Below are 14,916 nucleotides of genomic sequence, written 5' to 3'. Positions count from 1 at the left end.
GAGGCAGGTACGGAGCTGACACACAGCCAGGCCACTGGCACGGCGACTGCGGCGAGCAGCAGCAGGACCACCCGGCCGCCGACCGCCGGGCCGGCAAGGTGGACTACGAGCACCACCGCAGCCGACCGACCGCACGCACTGCGGCAACGCCGGGGCAGGGCGGCAGAGGAGGCGGTCAGGCGGCAGACAGCCGGGCCGCCGGCAGGGCGACTGCGGCGAGCAGCAGCAGGACCACCCGGCCGCCGACCGCCGGGCCGGCGAGGTGGACTGCGAGCACCGGCAGGGCGGTGCCGAGCGCGGTGCCGAGGCTGCGCACCATGTTGACCAGGCCCCCGCCGACGGCCGAGCTCTGTGCCGGTATCGCTCGCATCACCAGCGCATTGTTGGCAGGCAGCAGCAGACCGAGGCCGTATCCGGCCACCAGCAGCGGCACCACCACGCCGGGGCCGGACCCGGGCAGCAGCGCGAGCGCCAGCAGCCCGGCGGCGGCCAGCAGCGCGCCGGCGCGGCAGCGGACCGCGTCGCCCCAGCCGCGCGGCAGCAGCACGCCGCCGACGGTGGCGGCCAGCGCGAACGCTGCGGGCAGCGCGGTGATCACCAGTCCGGCGGTGGCGGCGGGCACTCCGCGTCCGGCCAGCACCACGGGTTCCAGCACCAGCGGACAGAACAGCAACAGGTAGCCGATCAGCGCCACCACCAGCCCGGCCCGGATGCCGGGGGTGTTCACCAGCCCGGGCGGAACGATCGGCCGATCCGCACGCCGCTCCTGCCGGACCAGCCCGGCCGCCGCGACGACCGCCAGCAGCGCCAACGCAGCCACCGCCCAGCCGGGCAACGGCAGTCCGGAGGCGGCGGACAGCGCCAGCAGCAACGCGGTGGACGCCGTGCCGAGCAGCAGCAGCCCCGCCACATCGAAGCGCCCACCACCGCTCCGCCCGGCACCGCTCCGCCTGCCTGCCCGCCCGCTGTCAACCCGCCCACCATCGACCCGCCCGGCACCGGCCCGTCTGCCACCGACCCGTCTGCCACTGGCCCGCCCGTCGCCGGCCCACCCGTCATCAAGCCGCCCGGCGCTCCGCCCACCATCGCCCCGCTCACCGTTGACCCGCCCGCAGCAGCTCTGCCCGCCACCGGCCCGCCCGTCTCTGGCCCACCTGGCACTCCGCCCACCATCAGCCCACCCGCCACCGGCCCGCCCGGCACCACGTCGTCCGCCGTCGACCCGCCCGGCACCGCTCCGCCCGCCGGCCAGGTCGACGCGTCCGCCGTTCCCCTCCGGGCGAGCCTTGCGGCCGTCGGGGAAGGTGCGCGGGAGCAGGAACCAGCCGGCCAGGATGCCGAGCACGCCGATCGGGACGTTGACCCAGAACGCCCAGCGCCAGGAGGCGTGGGTGACCAGCAGGCCGCCGAGGGTCGGGCCGAGCGCGAGGCCGAGGGCCTGGGCCGCGGCCTGGATGCCGAGCGCGGTGCGCATCGCCCGTTCGGGTACGCCGCGGGCGACCAGCGCGACGCTGTTGGCCTGCATCATCGCGCCGCCGACGGCCTGCACGGCGCGGCAGGCGACCAGGACGGCGAGGCTGCCCGCCAGTCCGGCGCCGAGCGAGGCGGCCGCGAACACCGCGAAACCGCCCAGGTACATGGTTTTGCGGCCGACCAGGTCGGACAGCCGCCCGACCGGGGCGAGCAGCGCGACCAGCACCAGCAGGTAGGACAGCGACACCCACTCGACGGCGGCGAAGCCCGCGTCGAACCGGTGTTCCAGCGCGGGGAAGACCAGCGAGGTGACGCTCGCGGTCAGCTGGCCGAGGAACGCGCCGACGCAGACCGTGCCGACGGCCAGCCAGTGCGCGTGCGGCCAGCGGGCGACGGCGCGCGGACGCGGGCGTTCGGCGCGCTGCAGGACGTCCTGAAGGGTGCCTCGCCGGGTGCCTTGCAGGGTGTCGAGCAGCCTCGGGGCTACGGCGGGTTCGGCCATGGTTCGAATATATCTGCCACCGACATAATCGCTCAAGGAGTGTTTCCGAACCCGAGACATCCGGTTGCGCCCGGCAACGGTTTTCGCTGGTCAACGGACAGACGCCGGACGGCGCCGACAGCACCTGGCGCTACGCTGTCCGCCATGTCTTCGCAGCCCCAACCCGCGCCCGGCCCCCTCGCGCCGGACACCGACGCACTCGCCGGGGCCCAGCAGCTCACCGACGTGATCACCCGGCTGCGCCGCGCGCTGCGCAGCTCGATCCGGTCCGAGTTCCCGTGGGAGGCGCTGCCGATGGCCCAGGTCGAACTGCTCCAGACCCTCGCCGTCGCCCCCATGCGGGTCGGCGAACTCGCGGCCCGCCAGCGCCTCGCGCCCAACACCGTCAGCGGCCTGATCTCCAAGCTCCTCGACGCCGGACTCGTCGACCGTCAGCCCGACCCGGGCGACCGCCGCACCGCCCGGATCGCCCTCACCGAGGCCGGCCACCAGCAGCTCCGCGACTGGCAGAGCGCCCACGAACGCCGCCTCGCCGCCGCTCTCGCCGCCCTCACCCCCACCGACCGCGCCGCCGTCATGCACGCACTCCCCGGCCTCGACCGCCTCGCCCACTCCCTCACCGGCACCGACCCGGCCCGCTGAGACCGCAAAAGCCGCAGAGCCGCAGAAGCCGCAGAAGCCGCAGAAGCCACTGAAACCGCCGCCACCGCCGCCACCGCCGAACCGCCGGGACCGCACTCGCACGGCACTCCCACGGTGATGTCCGATTCCCGCCAGTCGGGGCCCCGGTGATGGCGCAGACTGGATGGCGTGATCGACGACGAGACCAGATACCGAGCCGTGCACAGCCGGGACGCCCGCTTCGACGGGGTGTTCTTCACGGCCGTCCGCACCACCGGCATCTACTGCCGTCCGAGCTGCCCGGCCACCACCCCGAAGCGCACCAACTGCTCGTTCTACCCGACCGCGGCCGCCGCCCAGGGCGCCGGGTACCGGGCCTGCCGGCGCTGCCGGCCCGACTCGGTGCCGGGCTCGCCCGAGTGGAACCACCGTGCCGACCTGGTCGGCCGGGCCGTCCGGCTGATCGGGGACGGCGTGGTGGACCGCGAGGGTGTCGCGGGGCTCGCCGACCGGCTGGGCTACAGCGCCCGGCAGCTCCAGCGGCAGCTGACCGCCGAACTCGGCGCCGGCCCGCTCGCGCTGGCCCGCGCGCAGCGCGCCCAGACCGCCCGGCTGCTCCTGCAGACCACCGAACTCCCGGTCACCGACGTGGCGTTCGCGGCCGGCTTCGCCTCGGTGCGGCAGTTCAACGACACCATCCGCGAGGTCTACGACCGCACCCCCAGCACGCTGCGCACCGAGCACGGCGGCCACCGCCGCCAGCCCGTCGCGGCCGGCCCGCTCGCACTGCGGCTCGCCTACCGGGGCGCCCTCGACACCGAGCACCTGCTGGACTTCCTCGCGCTGCGGGCCGTCCCGGGCGTCGAGGAGGTCGTCCCCGGGCCGCGCCCCGGCAGCCGCACCTACCGGCGCACCCTGGCGCTGCCGTACGGGCACGGCATCGCCGAGGTCGACGGCCTCGCGCCCGGCGACCCGTCGACCCGCGGCTGGCTGGACTGCCGGCTGACGCTGAGCGACCTGCGCGACCTCACCACGGCCGTGCACCGGCTGCGCGCCCTGTTCGACCTGGACGCCGACCCGGACGCGGTCGACGCCCGACTCGCCACCGACCCGCTGCTCGCCCCGCTGGCCGCCGCCCGGCCCGGACTGCGCTCCCCCGGCCACGTCGACCCGCACGAACTCGCCGTCCGCGCCGTCCTCGGCCAGCAGATCAGCGTCGCCGCCGCCCGCACCCTGGCCGGCCGGCTGGCCGAGACGTACGGCGCCCCGCTGCCCGCCGCGGACGGCGGCCTGCGCCTGCTGTTCCCGACCGCCGCGGCCCTCGCGGCCGCCGACCCCGAGCACCTGGCGATGCCGCAGGCCCGCCGCCGCGCGCTGCTCGGCCTGTGCGCCGCGCTCGCCGACGGCACCGTCCGGCTGGACCCGGGCGTGGACCGCGAGCAGGCCGCCGCCGACCTGCTCGCCCTGCCCGGCATCGGCCCGTGGACGGTCGGCTACCTCCGGATGCGCGCCCTCGCCGACCCGGACGTCTTCCTCCCCACCGACATCGGCGTGCGCGACGGCCTGCGCGCCCTCGGCGAGAGCGGCGAGGCGCGCACCGCCGCCGAGCGCTCCGCCGCCTGGGCGCCCTGGCGCTCCTACGCCCTGCACCACCTGTGGTCGGCGGCCTCCGCCCACCACACCGCCCACCACACCGCCCTCCGCACCCGCAAGGAACCGGCATGACCACCGTCTTCACCACCATGGACAGCCCGCTCGGCACCCTGCTGCTCAGCGGCACCCTCGACGACGAGCGCGGCTTCGCCCTGACCGCCGTCACCGCCCCGGGCCAGAAGGGCGCGCTCGCCGAACCCGCCGCCGACTGGCAGCCCGATCCGGAGGCGCTCGCCCCCGCCGTCGAGCAGCTCACCGCGTACTTCGTCGGCGAACGCACCACCTTCGACCTGCCGCTCGCGCCCGTCGGCACCGAGTTCCGCCACCGCATCTGGGACACCCTCGACGACATCCCCTACGGCACCACCGTCACCTACGGCCAACTCGCCGACGCCGCAGGCCAGTCCCCCCGCGCCGTCCGCGCCGTCGGCGGCGCCGTCGGAGCCAACCCCCTCCTGGTCGTCCGCCCCTGCCACCGCGTCATGGGCGCCAACGGCAGCCTCACCGGCTTCGCCGCCGGCATCGACGCCAAGCGCTGGCTCCTCGCCCACGAGAACGGCGAGGACGCGGGGCAGTTGTTCTGAAACACCCCGGCACCGGTCCTGCGGGCAGGACCGGTGCCGGGGTGCGCGGCCCTGTCTCAGGGCCGGAAGGTGCTGCGGGCCGCCTTGGTGCGGGACTTGTGGTGGCGGGCGCGTTCGGCGCGGAGGCGGGCGTCGGTGCGGGAGGCGATCCAGGCGTTCTCGCGCTGGAGGCTGAGGTAGGACTCCCAGCGGCGCTCGGGGAGGGTGCCGTCGGCGAGGGCGGCGCGGACCGCGCAGGCGGGTTCGGTGCGGTGGGAGCAGTCGTCGTAGCGGCAGCCGGCGGAGATCTCGTCGATGTCGGCGAACGCGAGGTCGATGCCCTCGCCTCCGAACAGGCCGACGCCGCGCAGACCGGGGGTGTCGATGACGGCGCCGCCGCCGGGGAGCGGGACGAGTTCGCGGGTGGTGGTGGTGTGGCGGCCCTTCTCGTCCACGCTGCGGACCTGCTGGACCGCCATGGTGTGGACGCCGGCCAGGGCGTTGGTGAGTGTGGACTTGCCCGCGCCGGACTGGCCGATCAGGGCGCAGGAGCCGGTGGCGAGGGCGCGCAGGGCGTCCATGCCGTCGCCGGTCTCGGCGCTGACCGTCAGCACGGTGACCCCGGGTGCGACCGCCTCCACGTCCGCCCGGACGAATTCGCCGTCGTGCACCAGGTCGGACTTGGTGAGGACGATCAGCGGTTCGGCCCCGGACTCCCAGGCCAGGGCGAGCAGGCGCTCGATCCGGCCCAGGTCGGGTTCCGCGGCGAGTGAGACGGCGATCAGGACGGTGTCGATGTTGGCGGCCAGCACCTGACCTTCGGAGCGCTTGTGGGCGCCCTTGCGGATGATCGCGGTGGTGCGGGACAGCACGGACGTGAGGGCGGGCAGGGGTCGGGCGGCCGGGTCGACGGCCACCCAGTCGCCCGTGCACGGGTTGTGGACGGTGTCGGCGCCGGTGACCGGCCTGGTGTCGGCGCGCAGCGTGCTCGGCTCGCCGGTCTCGGGATCGACGAACAGCACATCACAGCGGCCCCGGTCGATGCGGGTGATCCGCCCGGGGAGCAGGCCCGCCTCGGCGAGCGGGTGGAAGGCGGCGGCCCGGTCCTCGTCCCAGCCGAGGCCGGAGAGCGGGTGGGCAGCAGTGGTCGCGGAAAGCACGGGGTGAACCCTTCGGGGAACGGGTGGCCCCCGGCCGACCTGGTGTCAGCGTATGGGCGACACCGGATCGAGGTCGGCCGCGGACCTGGAGGAAGTACAGGACTCGGTGGACTTCTGAACGCGGGAAACGACACCTGCAAGGACAGGCCTCACGGTCCTCACCTCCTCTTCTGCGACGCGCCTCGCGCACCCCGCACGGGGCGCCCTCGATCGGTACGGGCCACGCTAGTCCCCACCCGCCCCGGCCGCCACCGAATTTCCGCCACCTCGCCGCCGATCACCAACTCCCTTCGACCTCGGGGAAGTTGCCGCCGGGAAAACGAAAAGGCCCCCGCCCTCGGCAGCAGTGCCGTCGGCGGGGGCCGTTGTCCGGGCTCAGGCCGGTGGTTTGCGGCGGGTGCCGCCGAGGCGGTGGCGGACGTCGTCGTGGGGGAGGAAGCCGGCCCAGCGTTCGGGGTATTCGCTGGGGGCGTCCAGGTCGTCGTCCTCGTCGAAGAGGTCTTCGTCGTGGCCTTCGGCGAGGCCGAACTGCCGCGTCCGATCTGCTCGTTCGGCGGCGCGGCGGGCGGCGGCCTCACGACCGCGCTGGACGGCGGCGTCCTCGGTGAGGCGTTCGACCTCGGCGCGGGCGTCGGCGGTCTCGACGGCGGGCCAGCGGCGGTCGATCGCGGCGTTCATGGCGGCGCCGATCAGTACGGCGAGGGCCACCACGAAGATCCACAGCAGCACGGCGACGGGCGCGGCGAGCGAGCCGTAGACGGAGGGGCCCTCGACGGAGCTGACCAGGTAGAGGCGGAGGGCGACGCTGCACACCACCAGCACCAGCAGGGCGACCAGCGCGCCGGGGATGTCCTCGCGCCAGGGCGTGCTGACCGGGACGGCCACGTGGTAGAGGGTGGTGAGGAAGACGATCAGCAGCAGGATCGCGGCGGGCCAGTAGAGCGAGTTGATCACTCCGGCCCAGCTCTGGAAGGTGTTGATCAGCAGCCCGGGCCCGACCACCAGCAGCGGCAGCACCAGCGAGCCGATCACCAGCGCGCCGAGGTAGAGGCCGAGCGACATCAGCCGGGTCTTGACCAGTCCGCGTTTGCCGTCGAGGCCGTACATCACGGTGATGGTGTCGATGAAGATGTACAGCGCCCGGGAGCCGGACCAGAGCGAGAGCAGGAAGCCGATCGAGATCAGGTCGGGGCGGGCGTTGTCGAAGACGCCGTCGAGCAGCGGTTTGACGATCTGGTCGACGGAGCTCGGTGAGAGGACCGTCCCAGCTGCTGAGACGATGTCCGCCTTCAGCCTGACGATGGTTCCGGCGCCGATGATGTCGTCGAGGTAGCCGAGGGTGCCGGCCAGGCAGAGCAGCAGCGGCGGGATGGAGAGGAGGGTGAAGAACGCCGCCTCCGCCGCGAGTCCGGTGACCCGGTACTCGACGCAGGTGTTGGTGGTGTCCTTCACCAGCGCCCACAGGGTGCGGTACCAGGTGGTTCGCTTGACGGCGCGGCGTCGTCCGCCGCGACGGCGGGGGGGCCGGTCGGCGGTCGCTCCGGGCGCTCCGGGGGAATGCGGAGTACTGCCTGCTGCTTGCACGCCCCTACGGTATCGGCCCGTACTCGCGGACCGACGCGCCGCCGCCGGGAAGCGACGGGCGGCAGGGCGGGCGCGGGGCACAGCAGGACGGCACGGCACAGGAGATGGAGGGAAGAAGGGCCCCGAGCGGCCCGACTCGCCCTTCCGTCCCGACATGCGAAACAACGAGGTCCAGGATTCGGACGTTAGTGGACCGCGAGTCGCTCGTCGTGCGAATCTCTTGCCATGTCTAGCGCCGGAACCACCCTAGTTGGCCGACTCCACGTCGACCTCCTTCGCGTGTCCAGCGCCATCTGTCCGGTGACCTGAGCCCCACTCGCACGCCGCCACCGCACCGGCGCCCTGCCCGCCCATCCCCGCCGTCGCGGATGCGCGCTCCACCTCCCCGGCCCAGCGTCACTCCTCCCGCCGCCTGCTGAAGTTCGCAGGTGGGAGCGGTCGCGCCCGGGAATCCGCAGCACCCCCGCACCTGCCAAGCCGCTCAAAGGACTGACATCATGGCCCGCACTCCCGAGCCGGACGAGCCTCAGGCCGGCGCCGCCGTCGCGCCTCGCCCCGCCGCCCGGAAGGCGACCCGCCACCGCGGCGAGGGCCAGTGGGCGATGGGGCACTACACCCCGCTGAACGCCAACGAGCAGTTCAAGAAGGACGACGACGGTCTCAATGTGCGGACACGCATTGAGACGATCTACTCCAAGTCGGGCTTCCACTCGATCGACCCGGCGGACCTGCGCGGCCGGATGCGCTGGTGGGGTCTGTACACCCAGCGCCGCCAGGGCATCGACGGCGGCCGCACCGCGATCCTCGAACCGCACGAGCTGGAGGACGAGTACTTCATGCTCCGGGTGCGCATCGACGGCGGTCAGCTGACCGTCGCTCAACTGCGCGCCATCGGCGAGGCGTCGGAGCAGTACGCGCGCGGCACCGCCGATGTGACGGACCGTCAGAACGTGCAGTTCCACTGGGTGCGGATCGAGGACGTCCCGGCGATCTGGGAGAAGCTCGAAGCGGTCGGCCTGTCCACCACCGAGGCGTGCGGCGACTGCCCGCGTGTGGTGATCGGCTCGCCGGTGGCGGGCATCGCCGCCGACGAGATCATCGACGGCAGCTGGGCGATCGACGAGATCAACCGCAAGTACATCGGCAACCCCGAGTACTCGAACCTGCCGCGCAAGTTCAAGACCGCGATCTCCGGTTCGCCGCTGCTGGACGTGGTCCACGAGATCAACGACATCGCGTTCGTCGGCGTGGTCCACCCCGAGCACGGCCCGGGCTTCGACCTGTGGGTCGGCGGCGGCCTGTCCACCAACCCGAAGCTGGGCGTCCGCCTGGGCGCCTGGGTGCCGCTGCAGGACGTCCCGGACGTGTGGGCCGGCGTGATCGGCATCTTCCGTGACTACGGCTACCGCCGCCTGCGCAACCGGGCCCGGTTGAAGTTCCTGGTCGCCGACTGGGGTCCGGCCAAGTTCCGGCAGATCCTCCAGGACGAGTACCTGAAGCGGGAGTTGACGGACGGTCCGGGCCCGGAGCAGCCGTCCGGCCGCTGGCGCGACCACGTGGGCGTGCACCCGCAGAACGACGGCCGGTTCTACGTCGGCTTCGCGCCGAAGGTCGGCCGGCTGAACGGCAAGCTGATCCAGCAGATCGCCGACCTGGCCGCCGAGCACGGCTCGGGCCGGTTGGCCACCACCGTCGAACAGAAGCTGATCGTGCTGGACGTCGAGCAGGACCGGATCGACTCGCTGGTCGCCGGCCTGGAGGCGCTCGACCTGCGGGTCACCCCGTCCACGTTCCGGCGCGGCACGCTGGCCTGCACCGGCATCGAGTACTGCAAGCTCGCGATCGTCGACACCAAGGACCGCGGCCGCACCCTGATCGAGGAACTGGAGCGCCGCCTCCCGGAGTTCGACGAGCCGCTGAGCATCAACATCAACGGCTGCCCGAACGCCTGCGCGCGCATCCAGACCGCCGACATCGGACTCAAGGGCCAGCTGGTCACCGACGAGAACGGGCAGCAGGTCGAGGGCTTCCAGGTCCACCTGGGCGGCTCGCTCGGCCTTGAGAACGCCGCGTTCGGCCGCAAGATCCGCGGCCTGAAGGTCACCAGCGCCGAACTCCCCGACTACGTCGAGCGCCTGCTGACCCGCTACCAGGCGGACCGTCAGGACGACGAGCGCTTCGCGCAGTGGGCGCTGCGGGCGAACGAGGAGCAGCTGTCGTGAGCGAGCGTGCGGCGCCGTTCTACTGCCCGTACTGCGGGGACGAGGACCTGCGTCCGTCCGAGAGCGGCCACGGCGCCTGGGAGTGCCGGGCCTGCCGCCGGGGCTTCCAGCTGAAGTTCCTCGGCCTGTTGCCGACGTCCGACGGGGGGACCGGAAATGACGACCGCGACTGACTACGAGGCCGCCGCGCTGAAGGCGGGCCGGGAGCTGGAGGAGGCGTCCGCGCAGGAGATCCTGCGGTGGGCGGCCGACACCTTCGGCAGGCGGTTCTGCGTCACCTCCTCGATGGAGGACGCGGTGGTCGCGCACCTGGCGTCGACCGTGCTGCCGGGCGTGGACGTGGTGTTCCTGGACACCGGCTACCACTTCCCGGAGACCATCGGCACCCGGGACGCGGTCGCCGCGACCATGCCGGTCAACGTGATCACGCTGACGCCGAAGCTCACCGTGGCCGAGCAGGACGCCGCGTACGGGCCGCAGTTGCACGACCGCGACCCGGACCTGTGCTGCTCGCTGCGCAAGGTCGAGCCGCTGAACCGCGGCCTGGGCGGGTACGACGCCTGGGCGACGGGCCTGCGCCGCGACGAGTCGCCGTCCCGGGCGAACACCCCGGTGGTGGCCTGGGACGCCAAGCGCCGCAAGGTGAAGCTCGCCCCGATCGCCCGCTGGACGCAGGCCGACGTGGACGCGTACGTGCAGGCCAACGGGGTACTGCTGAACCCGTTGCTGTGGGAGGGCTACACCTCGGTCGGCTGCTCGCCGCTGTCCTGCACCGCCAAGCCCGGCGAGGGCGAGGCGGGCCGGGCCGGCCGCTGGGCGGGCTCCGGCAAGACCGAGTGCGGCATCCACCTCTGATCCACCTGTTCCACCGTCACCGACCGTCAGGAGTAACCACCGTGACCACCGCCGACACCCCGGCAGCGGGCCGTGAGCGCGGCGCCACCGTGTGGCTGACCGGCCTGCCCAGCGCCGGCAAGACCACGCTGGCCTTCGCGTTGGCCGAGCGGCTGCGCGCCGAGGGCCACCGGGTCGAGGTGCTGGACGGTGACGAGATCCGCGAGTTCCTCTCCAAGGGCCTCGGGTTCTCCCGCGAGGACCGGCACACCAACGTCACCCGGATCGGCTTCGTCGCCGAGAAGCTCGCCGCCAACGGCGTCAAGGTGCTCGCCCCGGTGATCGCCCCGTTCGCGGACTCCCGCGCCGCGGTGCGCGAGCGGCACGCCGCGCACGGCACCGAGTTCCTGGAGATCCACGTCGCGACCCCGGTCGAGCTCTGCTCGGAGCGGGACGTCAAGGGCCTGTACGCCAAGCAGGCGGCCGGCGAGATCTCCGGCCTCACCGGCGTCGACGACCCGTACGAGGCGCCCGAGAAGCCGGAGCTGCGTCTTCAGACCCAGGGCCGGACGGTGGCCGAGTCCGCCGGTGAACTGCACGCCTTCCTGACCGAGAGGGGCTTGGCATGACCGTCATCACCCAGCGCCCGGTCCAGGCCGCGGACAGCCCGTACGCGCTGTCGCACCTGGACGCCCTGGAGGCCGAGTCGGTGCACATCTTCCGCGAGGTCGCGGGCGAGTTCGAGCGGCCGGTGATCCTGTTCTCCGGCGGCAAGGACTCGATCGTCATGCTGCACCTGGCGCTGAAGGCGTTCGCGCCCGCGCCGGTGCCGTTCGCGCTGCTGCACGTCGACACCGGGCACAACTTCCCCGAGGTCATCGAGTACCGCGACCGCACGGCGGCGCAGCACAACCTGCGCCTGCACGTCGCGTCCGTCCAGGACTTCATCGACCGCGGCGTGCTGCGCGAGCGCCCCGACGGCACCCGCAACCCGCTGCAGACCGTGCCGCTGCTGGACGCCATCGAGAGCAACAAGTTCGACGCGGTGTTCGGCGGCGGCCGCCGCGACGAGGAGAAGGCCCGCGCCAAGGAGCGGGTGTTCTCGCTGCGCGACGAGTTCGGCGCCTGGGACCCGCGCCGTCAGCGCCCCGAACTGTGGTCGCTGTACAACGGCCGGCACGCGGTCGGCGAGCACGTCCGGGTCTTCCCGCTGTCCAACTGGACCGAGCTGGACGTGTGGCAGTACATCGAGCGGGAGGACATCGCCCTCCCGGAGATCTACTACGCGCACCGCCGCGACGTGTTCAAGCGCGACGGCATGTGGCTGACCGCCGGCGAGTGGGGCGGCCCGAAGGACAGCGAGACGGTCGAGAACCGGCTGGTGCGCTACCGCACCGTCGGCGACATGTCCTGCACCGGCGCGGTCGACTCCGACGCCGACACCATCGAGGCCGTGATCACCGAGATCGCCGCCAGCCGCCTCACCGAGCGCGGCGCGACGCGGGCGGACGACAAGCTGTCCGAGGCCGCCATGGAAGACCGCAAGCGCGAGGGGTACTTCTAAGCATGACCACAGAAACCGCCACTTCGCTGTTGCGCTTCGCCACCGCCGGCAGTGTCGACGACGGCAAGTCCACCCTGGTGGGCCGGCTGCTGCACGACTCCAAGTCGGTGTTGGCCGACCAGCTGGAGGCCGTCGAACACGCCTCCCGCCGGCGCGGCCAGGACGCGCCCGACCTGGCGCTGCTCACCGACGGCCTGCGCGCCGAGCGCGAGCAGGGCATCACGATCGACGTCGCGTACCGCTACTTCGCCACCGCCCGGCGCCGGTTCATCCTCGCCGACACCCCCGGCCACGTGCAGTACACCCGCAACATGGTGACCGGCGCGTCCACCGCCGAACTCGCCGTGGTGCTGGTCGACGCCCGCAACGGCGTGGTCGAGCAGACCCGCCGGCACGCCGCCGTCGCCGCGCTGCTGCGCGTCCCGCACGTCGTGCTGGCCGTCAACAAGATGGACCTGGTCGACTACGCGGAGCCGGTCTTCGCGGCCATCGCCGAGGAGTTCACCGCGTACGCCGCCTCGCTGGGCGTCAAGGACGTGGTGGCGGTGCCGATCTCGGCGCTGGCCGGCGACAACGTGGTCGAGCCGTCCGGGCACATGGACTGGTACGGCGGCCCGACGCTGCTGGAGCACCTGGAGACCGTCCCGGTCGGCTCCGACCCGAGCGTCGAGCCGGCCCGGTTCCCGGTGCAGTACGTGATCCGACCGCAGTCCGAGGAGCACCACGACTACCGGGGCTACGCCGGGCAGTTGGCCTCCGGCGTGCTGCGGGTCGGCGACCCGGTGACGGTGCTGCCCTCGGGCCACACCAGCACCGTCGCGGCGATCGACGCGCTCGGCGTCGAGACCGACATCGCCTGGGCGCCGCAGTCGGTGACGGTCCGCCTCGCCGACGACATCGACATCTCCCGCGGCGACCTGATCGCGTCCGGCTCGACCGCCGTGCCCGGCAAGGACATCGAGGCGACGGTCTGCCACCTGAACGAGCGTCCGCTGCACGTCGGCGCGAAGGTGCTGCTCAAGCACACCACCCGCACGGTGCGCGCGCTGGTCAAGGAGATCTCCTACCGGATCGACATCGACACACTCGAACAGCGGCCCGCCCCCGAGGGATTGAACGTCAACGACATCGGCCACCTGGTGCTGCGCACCGCCGAGCCGCTGGCCCTCGACCCGTACCGCGACAACCGCCGCACCGGCTCGTTCATCCTGATCGACCCGGCCGACGGCACCACGCTCACCGCCGGCATGGCGGGCGAAGCGTTCGACACCACCGTCAGCACCATCGACGCTTCCACTGAGGAGGACTGGGTCTGATGCCCAGCGAGGCGTTCTCGGGCATGGACAAGGAAGGCGGCCGCATCGGCAGCGGCGTCCTCGGCAGCGGCCAGGGCGGCCTGACGCGATGTGGGGGCGGACAGGGGCGCTGAGCCCCTGTCACCGGGCCCGACCCGCCGAACCTGTCCACAGCAGGCACGGCCGGGCGGCCCGGCCCCGTCAGGCACCGTCACCTTCCTTCTTCCTTCACCACGAACGGGACACCTCGTCATGGCACCCAGCGCCCTGCCCACCCATACCCACGCCCGCCCCGCCGCCGGCCGGATCAGACGGACCGCCGTCGCCGCCGTCGCCGTCCTGACCGCGGCCGGCCTGCTCTCCGCCTGCTCGTACGGCTCCAAGAGCGAGGACAAGACCTCCTCGCCCGCCCCCGCCGCGTCCGGCGCGAAGCTCTCCGCCGACACCGTGAAGATCGGCTACTTCGCCAACCTCACCCACGGCACCGCGCTGGTCGGCCTCAAGCAGGGCATCCTCCAGCAGGAGCTCGGCGGCACCAAGATCAAGACCCAGGTCTTCAACGCCGGCCCCGCCGAGATCGAGGCGCTGAACGCCGGCTCCATCGACATCGGCTGGATCGGCCCCTCCCCCGCGATCAACGGCTACACCCAGACCGGCGGCAAGTCCCTGAAGATCGTGGGCGGTTCGGCCTCCGGCGGCGTCAAGCTGGTGGTCAACCCCGCGAAGATCAGCTCGCTGGACGACCTCAAGGGCAAGCGGCTCGCCACCCCGCAGATCGGCAACACCCAGGACGTCGCGCTGCTCAACTACCTGGCGGAGAAGGGCCTGAAGGTCGACGCGAACAGCGGCGACGGCGACGTCAAGGTGATCCGCAGCGACAACAAGGTCACCCCCGACGCCTACAAGTCCGGCTCCATCGACGGCGCGTGGGTGCCCGAGCCGACCGCCTCCAAGCTGGTCACCCTCGGCGCGAAGGTCCTGCTCAACGAGAAGGACGTCTGGCCGGACAAGAAGTTCGTCATCACCAACATCATCGTGTCGCAGAAGTTCCTCACCGAACACCCCGACGTGGTCGAGGCCGTCCTGCGCGGCTCGGTGAAGACCAACGCCTGGATCAAGGCCAACCCCGACCAGGCCAAGGGCGTCGCCAACGAGCAGATCAAGGCCGACGCCGGCAACGCGCTCGACGCCGCGATCCTCGACCCGGCCTGGCAGGACATCGACTTCATCGACGACCCGCTGGCGAACACCCTGCAGGCCGAGGCCGACCACGCCGTCACCGCCGGGCTGCTCAAGAAGCCCAACCTGGCCGGGATCTACGACCTGACCCTGCTCAACAAGGTGCTCGCCGCAGCCGGAAAGCCCGCCGTCGCCGACGCCGGCCTCGGCACCAAGTAGGCCCTCCCGCAAGCCTTCTGGCTGCCTCCAGGCCCCGGGGTCCGCCC

14 protein-coding genes are annotated in these 14,916 nt (G+C 72.8%); 11 read left to right on the top strand and 3 right to left on the bottom strand.

Translation table 11 applies throughout. The features are described from left to right. Positions 1-175: 175 nt before the first annotated feature. Positions 176-1,975, bottom strand: coding sequence for an MFS transporter (locus ACFV4P_RS18135; RefSeq protein ID WP_380472204.1), 1,800 nt, complete (start codon positions 1,973-1,975; stop codon positions 176-178). 144 nt (positions 1,976-2,119) lie between these two features. Between ACFV4P_RS18135 and ACFV4P_RS18130 the strand changes: the two genes are divergently transcribed. The 3 genes from ACFV4P_RS18130 (at position 2,120) to ACFV4P_RS18120 (ending at position 4,833) form a co-directional block, all read left to right on the top strand. After that, a complete protein-coding gene (locus tag ACFV4P_RS18130) occupies positions 2,120-2,617 on the top strand; it encodes a MarR family winged helix-turn-helix transcriptional regulator (RefSeq protein WP_073813505.1) in 498 nt (165 codons plus the stop codon). 168 nt (positions 2,618-2,785) lie between these two features. Further along, the gene (locus ACFV4P_RS18125; protein ID WP_380472202.1) at positions 2,786-4,321 is read left to right on the top strand and encodes a DNA-3-methyladenine glycosylase 2 family protein; all 1,536 of its coding nucleotides are present in this window, start codon (positions 2,786-2,788) and stop codon (positions 4,319-4,321) included. Further along, complete coding sequence (locus ACFV4P_RS18120) at positions 4,318-4,833, top strand: methylated-DNA--[protein]-cysteine S-methyltransferase (protein ID WP_380472200.1); 516 nt, start codon at positions 4,318-4,320, stop codon at positions 4,831-4,833. Before ACFV4P_RS18125 ends, ACFV4P_RS18120 begins: the two co-directional genes overlap by 4 nt. 56 nt (positions 4,834-4,889) lie before the next feature. Here the strand turns inward: ACFV4P_RS18120 and rsgA are convergent, their stop codons facing one another. Together rsgA and ACFV4P_RS18110 are read right to left on the bottom strand one after the other, a co-directional pair. Next, positions 4,890-5,972: a ribosome small subunit-dependent GTPase A gene (gene rsgA, locus ACFV4P_RS18115; RefSeq protein WP_380472198.1), complete on the bottom strand. Its 1,083-nt coding sequence runs from the start codon at positions 5,970-5,972 to the stop codon at positions 4,890-4,892. 375 nt (positions 5,973-6,347) lie between these two features. Next, positions 6,348-7,424 (bottom strand): YihY/virulence factor BrkB family protein, encoded by a 1,077-nt coding sequence (locus ACFV4P_RS18110; protein ID WP_380472196.1) that lies wholly within the window; start codon positions 7,422-7,424, stop codon positions 6,348-6,350. Positions 7,425-7,781: 357 nt separating this feature from the next. On the opposite strand from ACFV4P_RS18110, the gene ACFV4P_RS18105 reads away from it, so the two are divergent. From ACFV4P_RS18105 to ACFV4P_RS18070, 8 genes are all read left to right on the top strand, one after another. Beyond that, positions 7,782-7,865, top strand: a complete 84-nt coding sequence (locus ACFV4P_RS18105; protein ID WP_318264789.1) for a putative leader peptide — start codon at positions 7,782-7,784, stop codon at positions 7,863-7,865. Between the two features lie 188 nt (positions 7,866-8,053). Further along, the gene (locus ACFV4P_RS18100; protein WP_380472194.1) at positions 8,054-9,778 is read left to right on the top strand and encodes a nitrite/sulfite reductase; all 1,725 of its coding nucleotides are present in this window, start codon (positions 8,054-8,056) and stop codon (positions 9,776-9,778) included. Continuing rightward, complete coding sequence (locus ACFV4P_RS18095; protein ID WP_143200300.1) at positions 9,775-9,951, top strand: hypothetical protein; 177 nt, start codon at positions 9,775-9,777, stop codon at positions 9,949-9,951. Before ACFV4P_RS18100 ends, ACFV4P_RS18095 begins: the two co-directional genes overlap by 4 nt. Next, the gene (locus tag ACFV4P_RS18090; protein ID WP_380472192.1) at positions 9,935-10,633 is read left to right on the top strand and encodes a phosphoadenylyl-sulfate reductase; all 699 of its coding nucleotides are present in this window, start codon (positions 9,935-9,937) and stop codon (positions 10,631-10,633) included. The genes ACFV4P_RS18095 and ACFV4P_RS18090 overlap by 17 nt, the downstream gene beginning before the upstream one ends. 41 nt (positions 10,634-10,674) lie before the next feature. Then, positions 10,675-11,241 carry an adenylyl-sulfate kinase gene (gene cysC / locus ACFV4P_RS18085; RefSeq protein WP_380472190.1) on the top strand — a complete coding sequence of 189 codons (567 nt, stop codon included), beginning with the start codon at positions 10,675-10,677 and terminating at the stop codon, positions 11,239-11,241. Further along, positions 11,238-12,176, top strand: coding sequence for a sulfate adenylyltransferase subunit CysD (cysD, locus tag ACFV4P_RS18080; RefSeq protein WP_380472188.1), 939 nt, complete (start codon positions 11,238-11,240; stop codon positions 12,174-12,176). Before cysC ends, cysD begins: the two co-directional genes overlap by 4 nt. 2 nt (positions 12,177-12,178) lie before the next feature. Next, a complete protein-coding gene (locus ACFV4P_RS18075; RefSeq protein WP_380472186.1) occupies positions 12,179-13,492 on the top strand; it encodes a sulfate adenylyltransferase subunit 1 in 1,314 nt (437 codons plus the stop codon). Positions 13,493-13,723: 231 nt separating this feature from the next. Next, the gene (locus ACFV4P_RS18070; protein ID WP_380472184.1) at positions 13,724-14,869 is read left to right on the top strand and encodes an aliphatic sulfonate ABC transporter substrate-binding protein; all 1,146 of its coding nucleotides are present in this window, start codon (positions 13,724-13,726) and stop codon (positions 14,867-14,869) included. Positions 14,870-14,916: the final 47 nt, after the last annotated feature.

The organism is Kitasatospora sp. NPDC059795 (assembly GCF_042732175.1).
Lineage (GTDB): Bacteria > Actinomycetota > Actinomycetes > Streptomycetales > Streptomycetaceae > Kitasatospora.
Note: the sequence above shows the minus strand (reverse complement) of the source record. Positions and strands in the feature narration are given on the sequence as shown.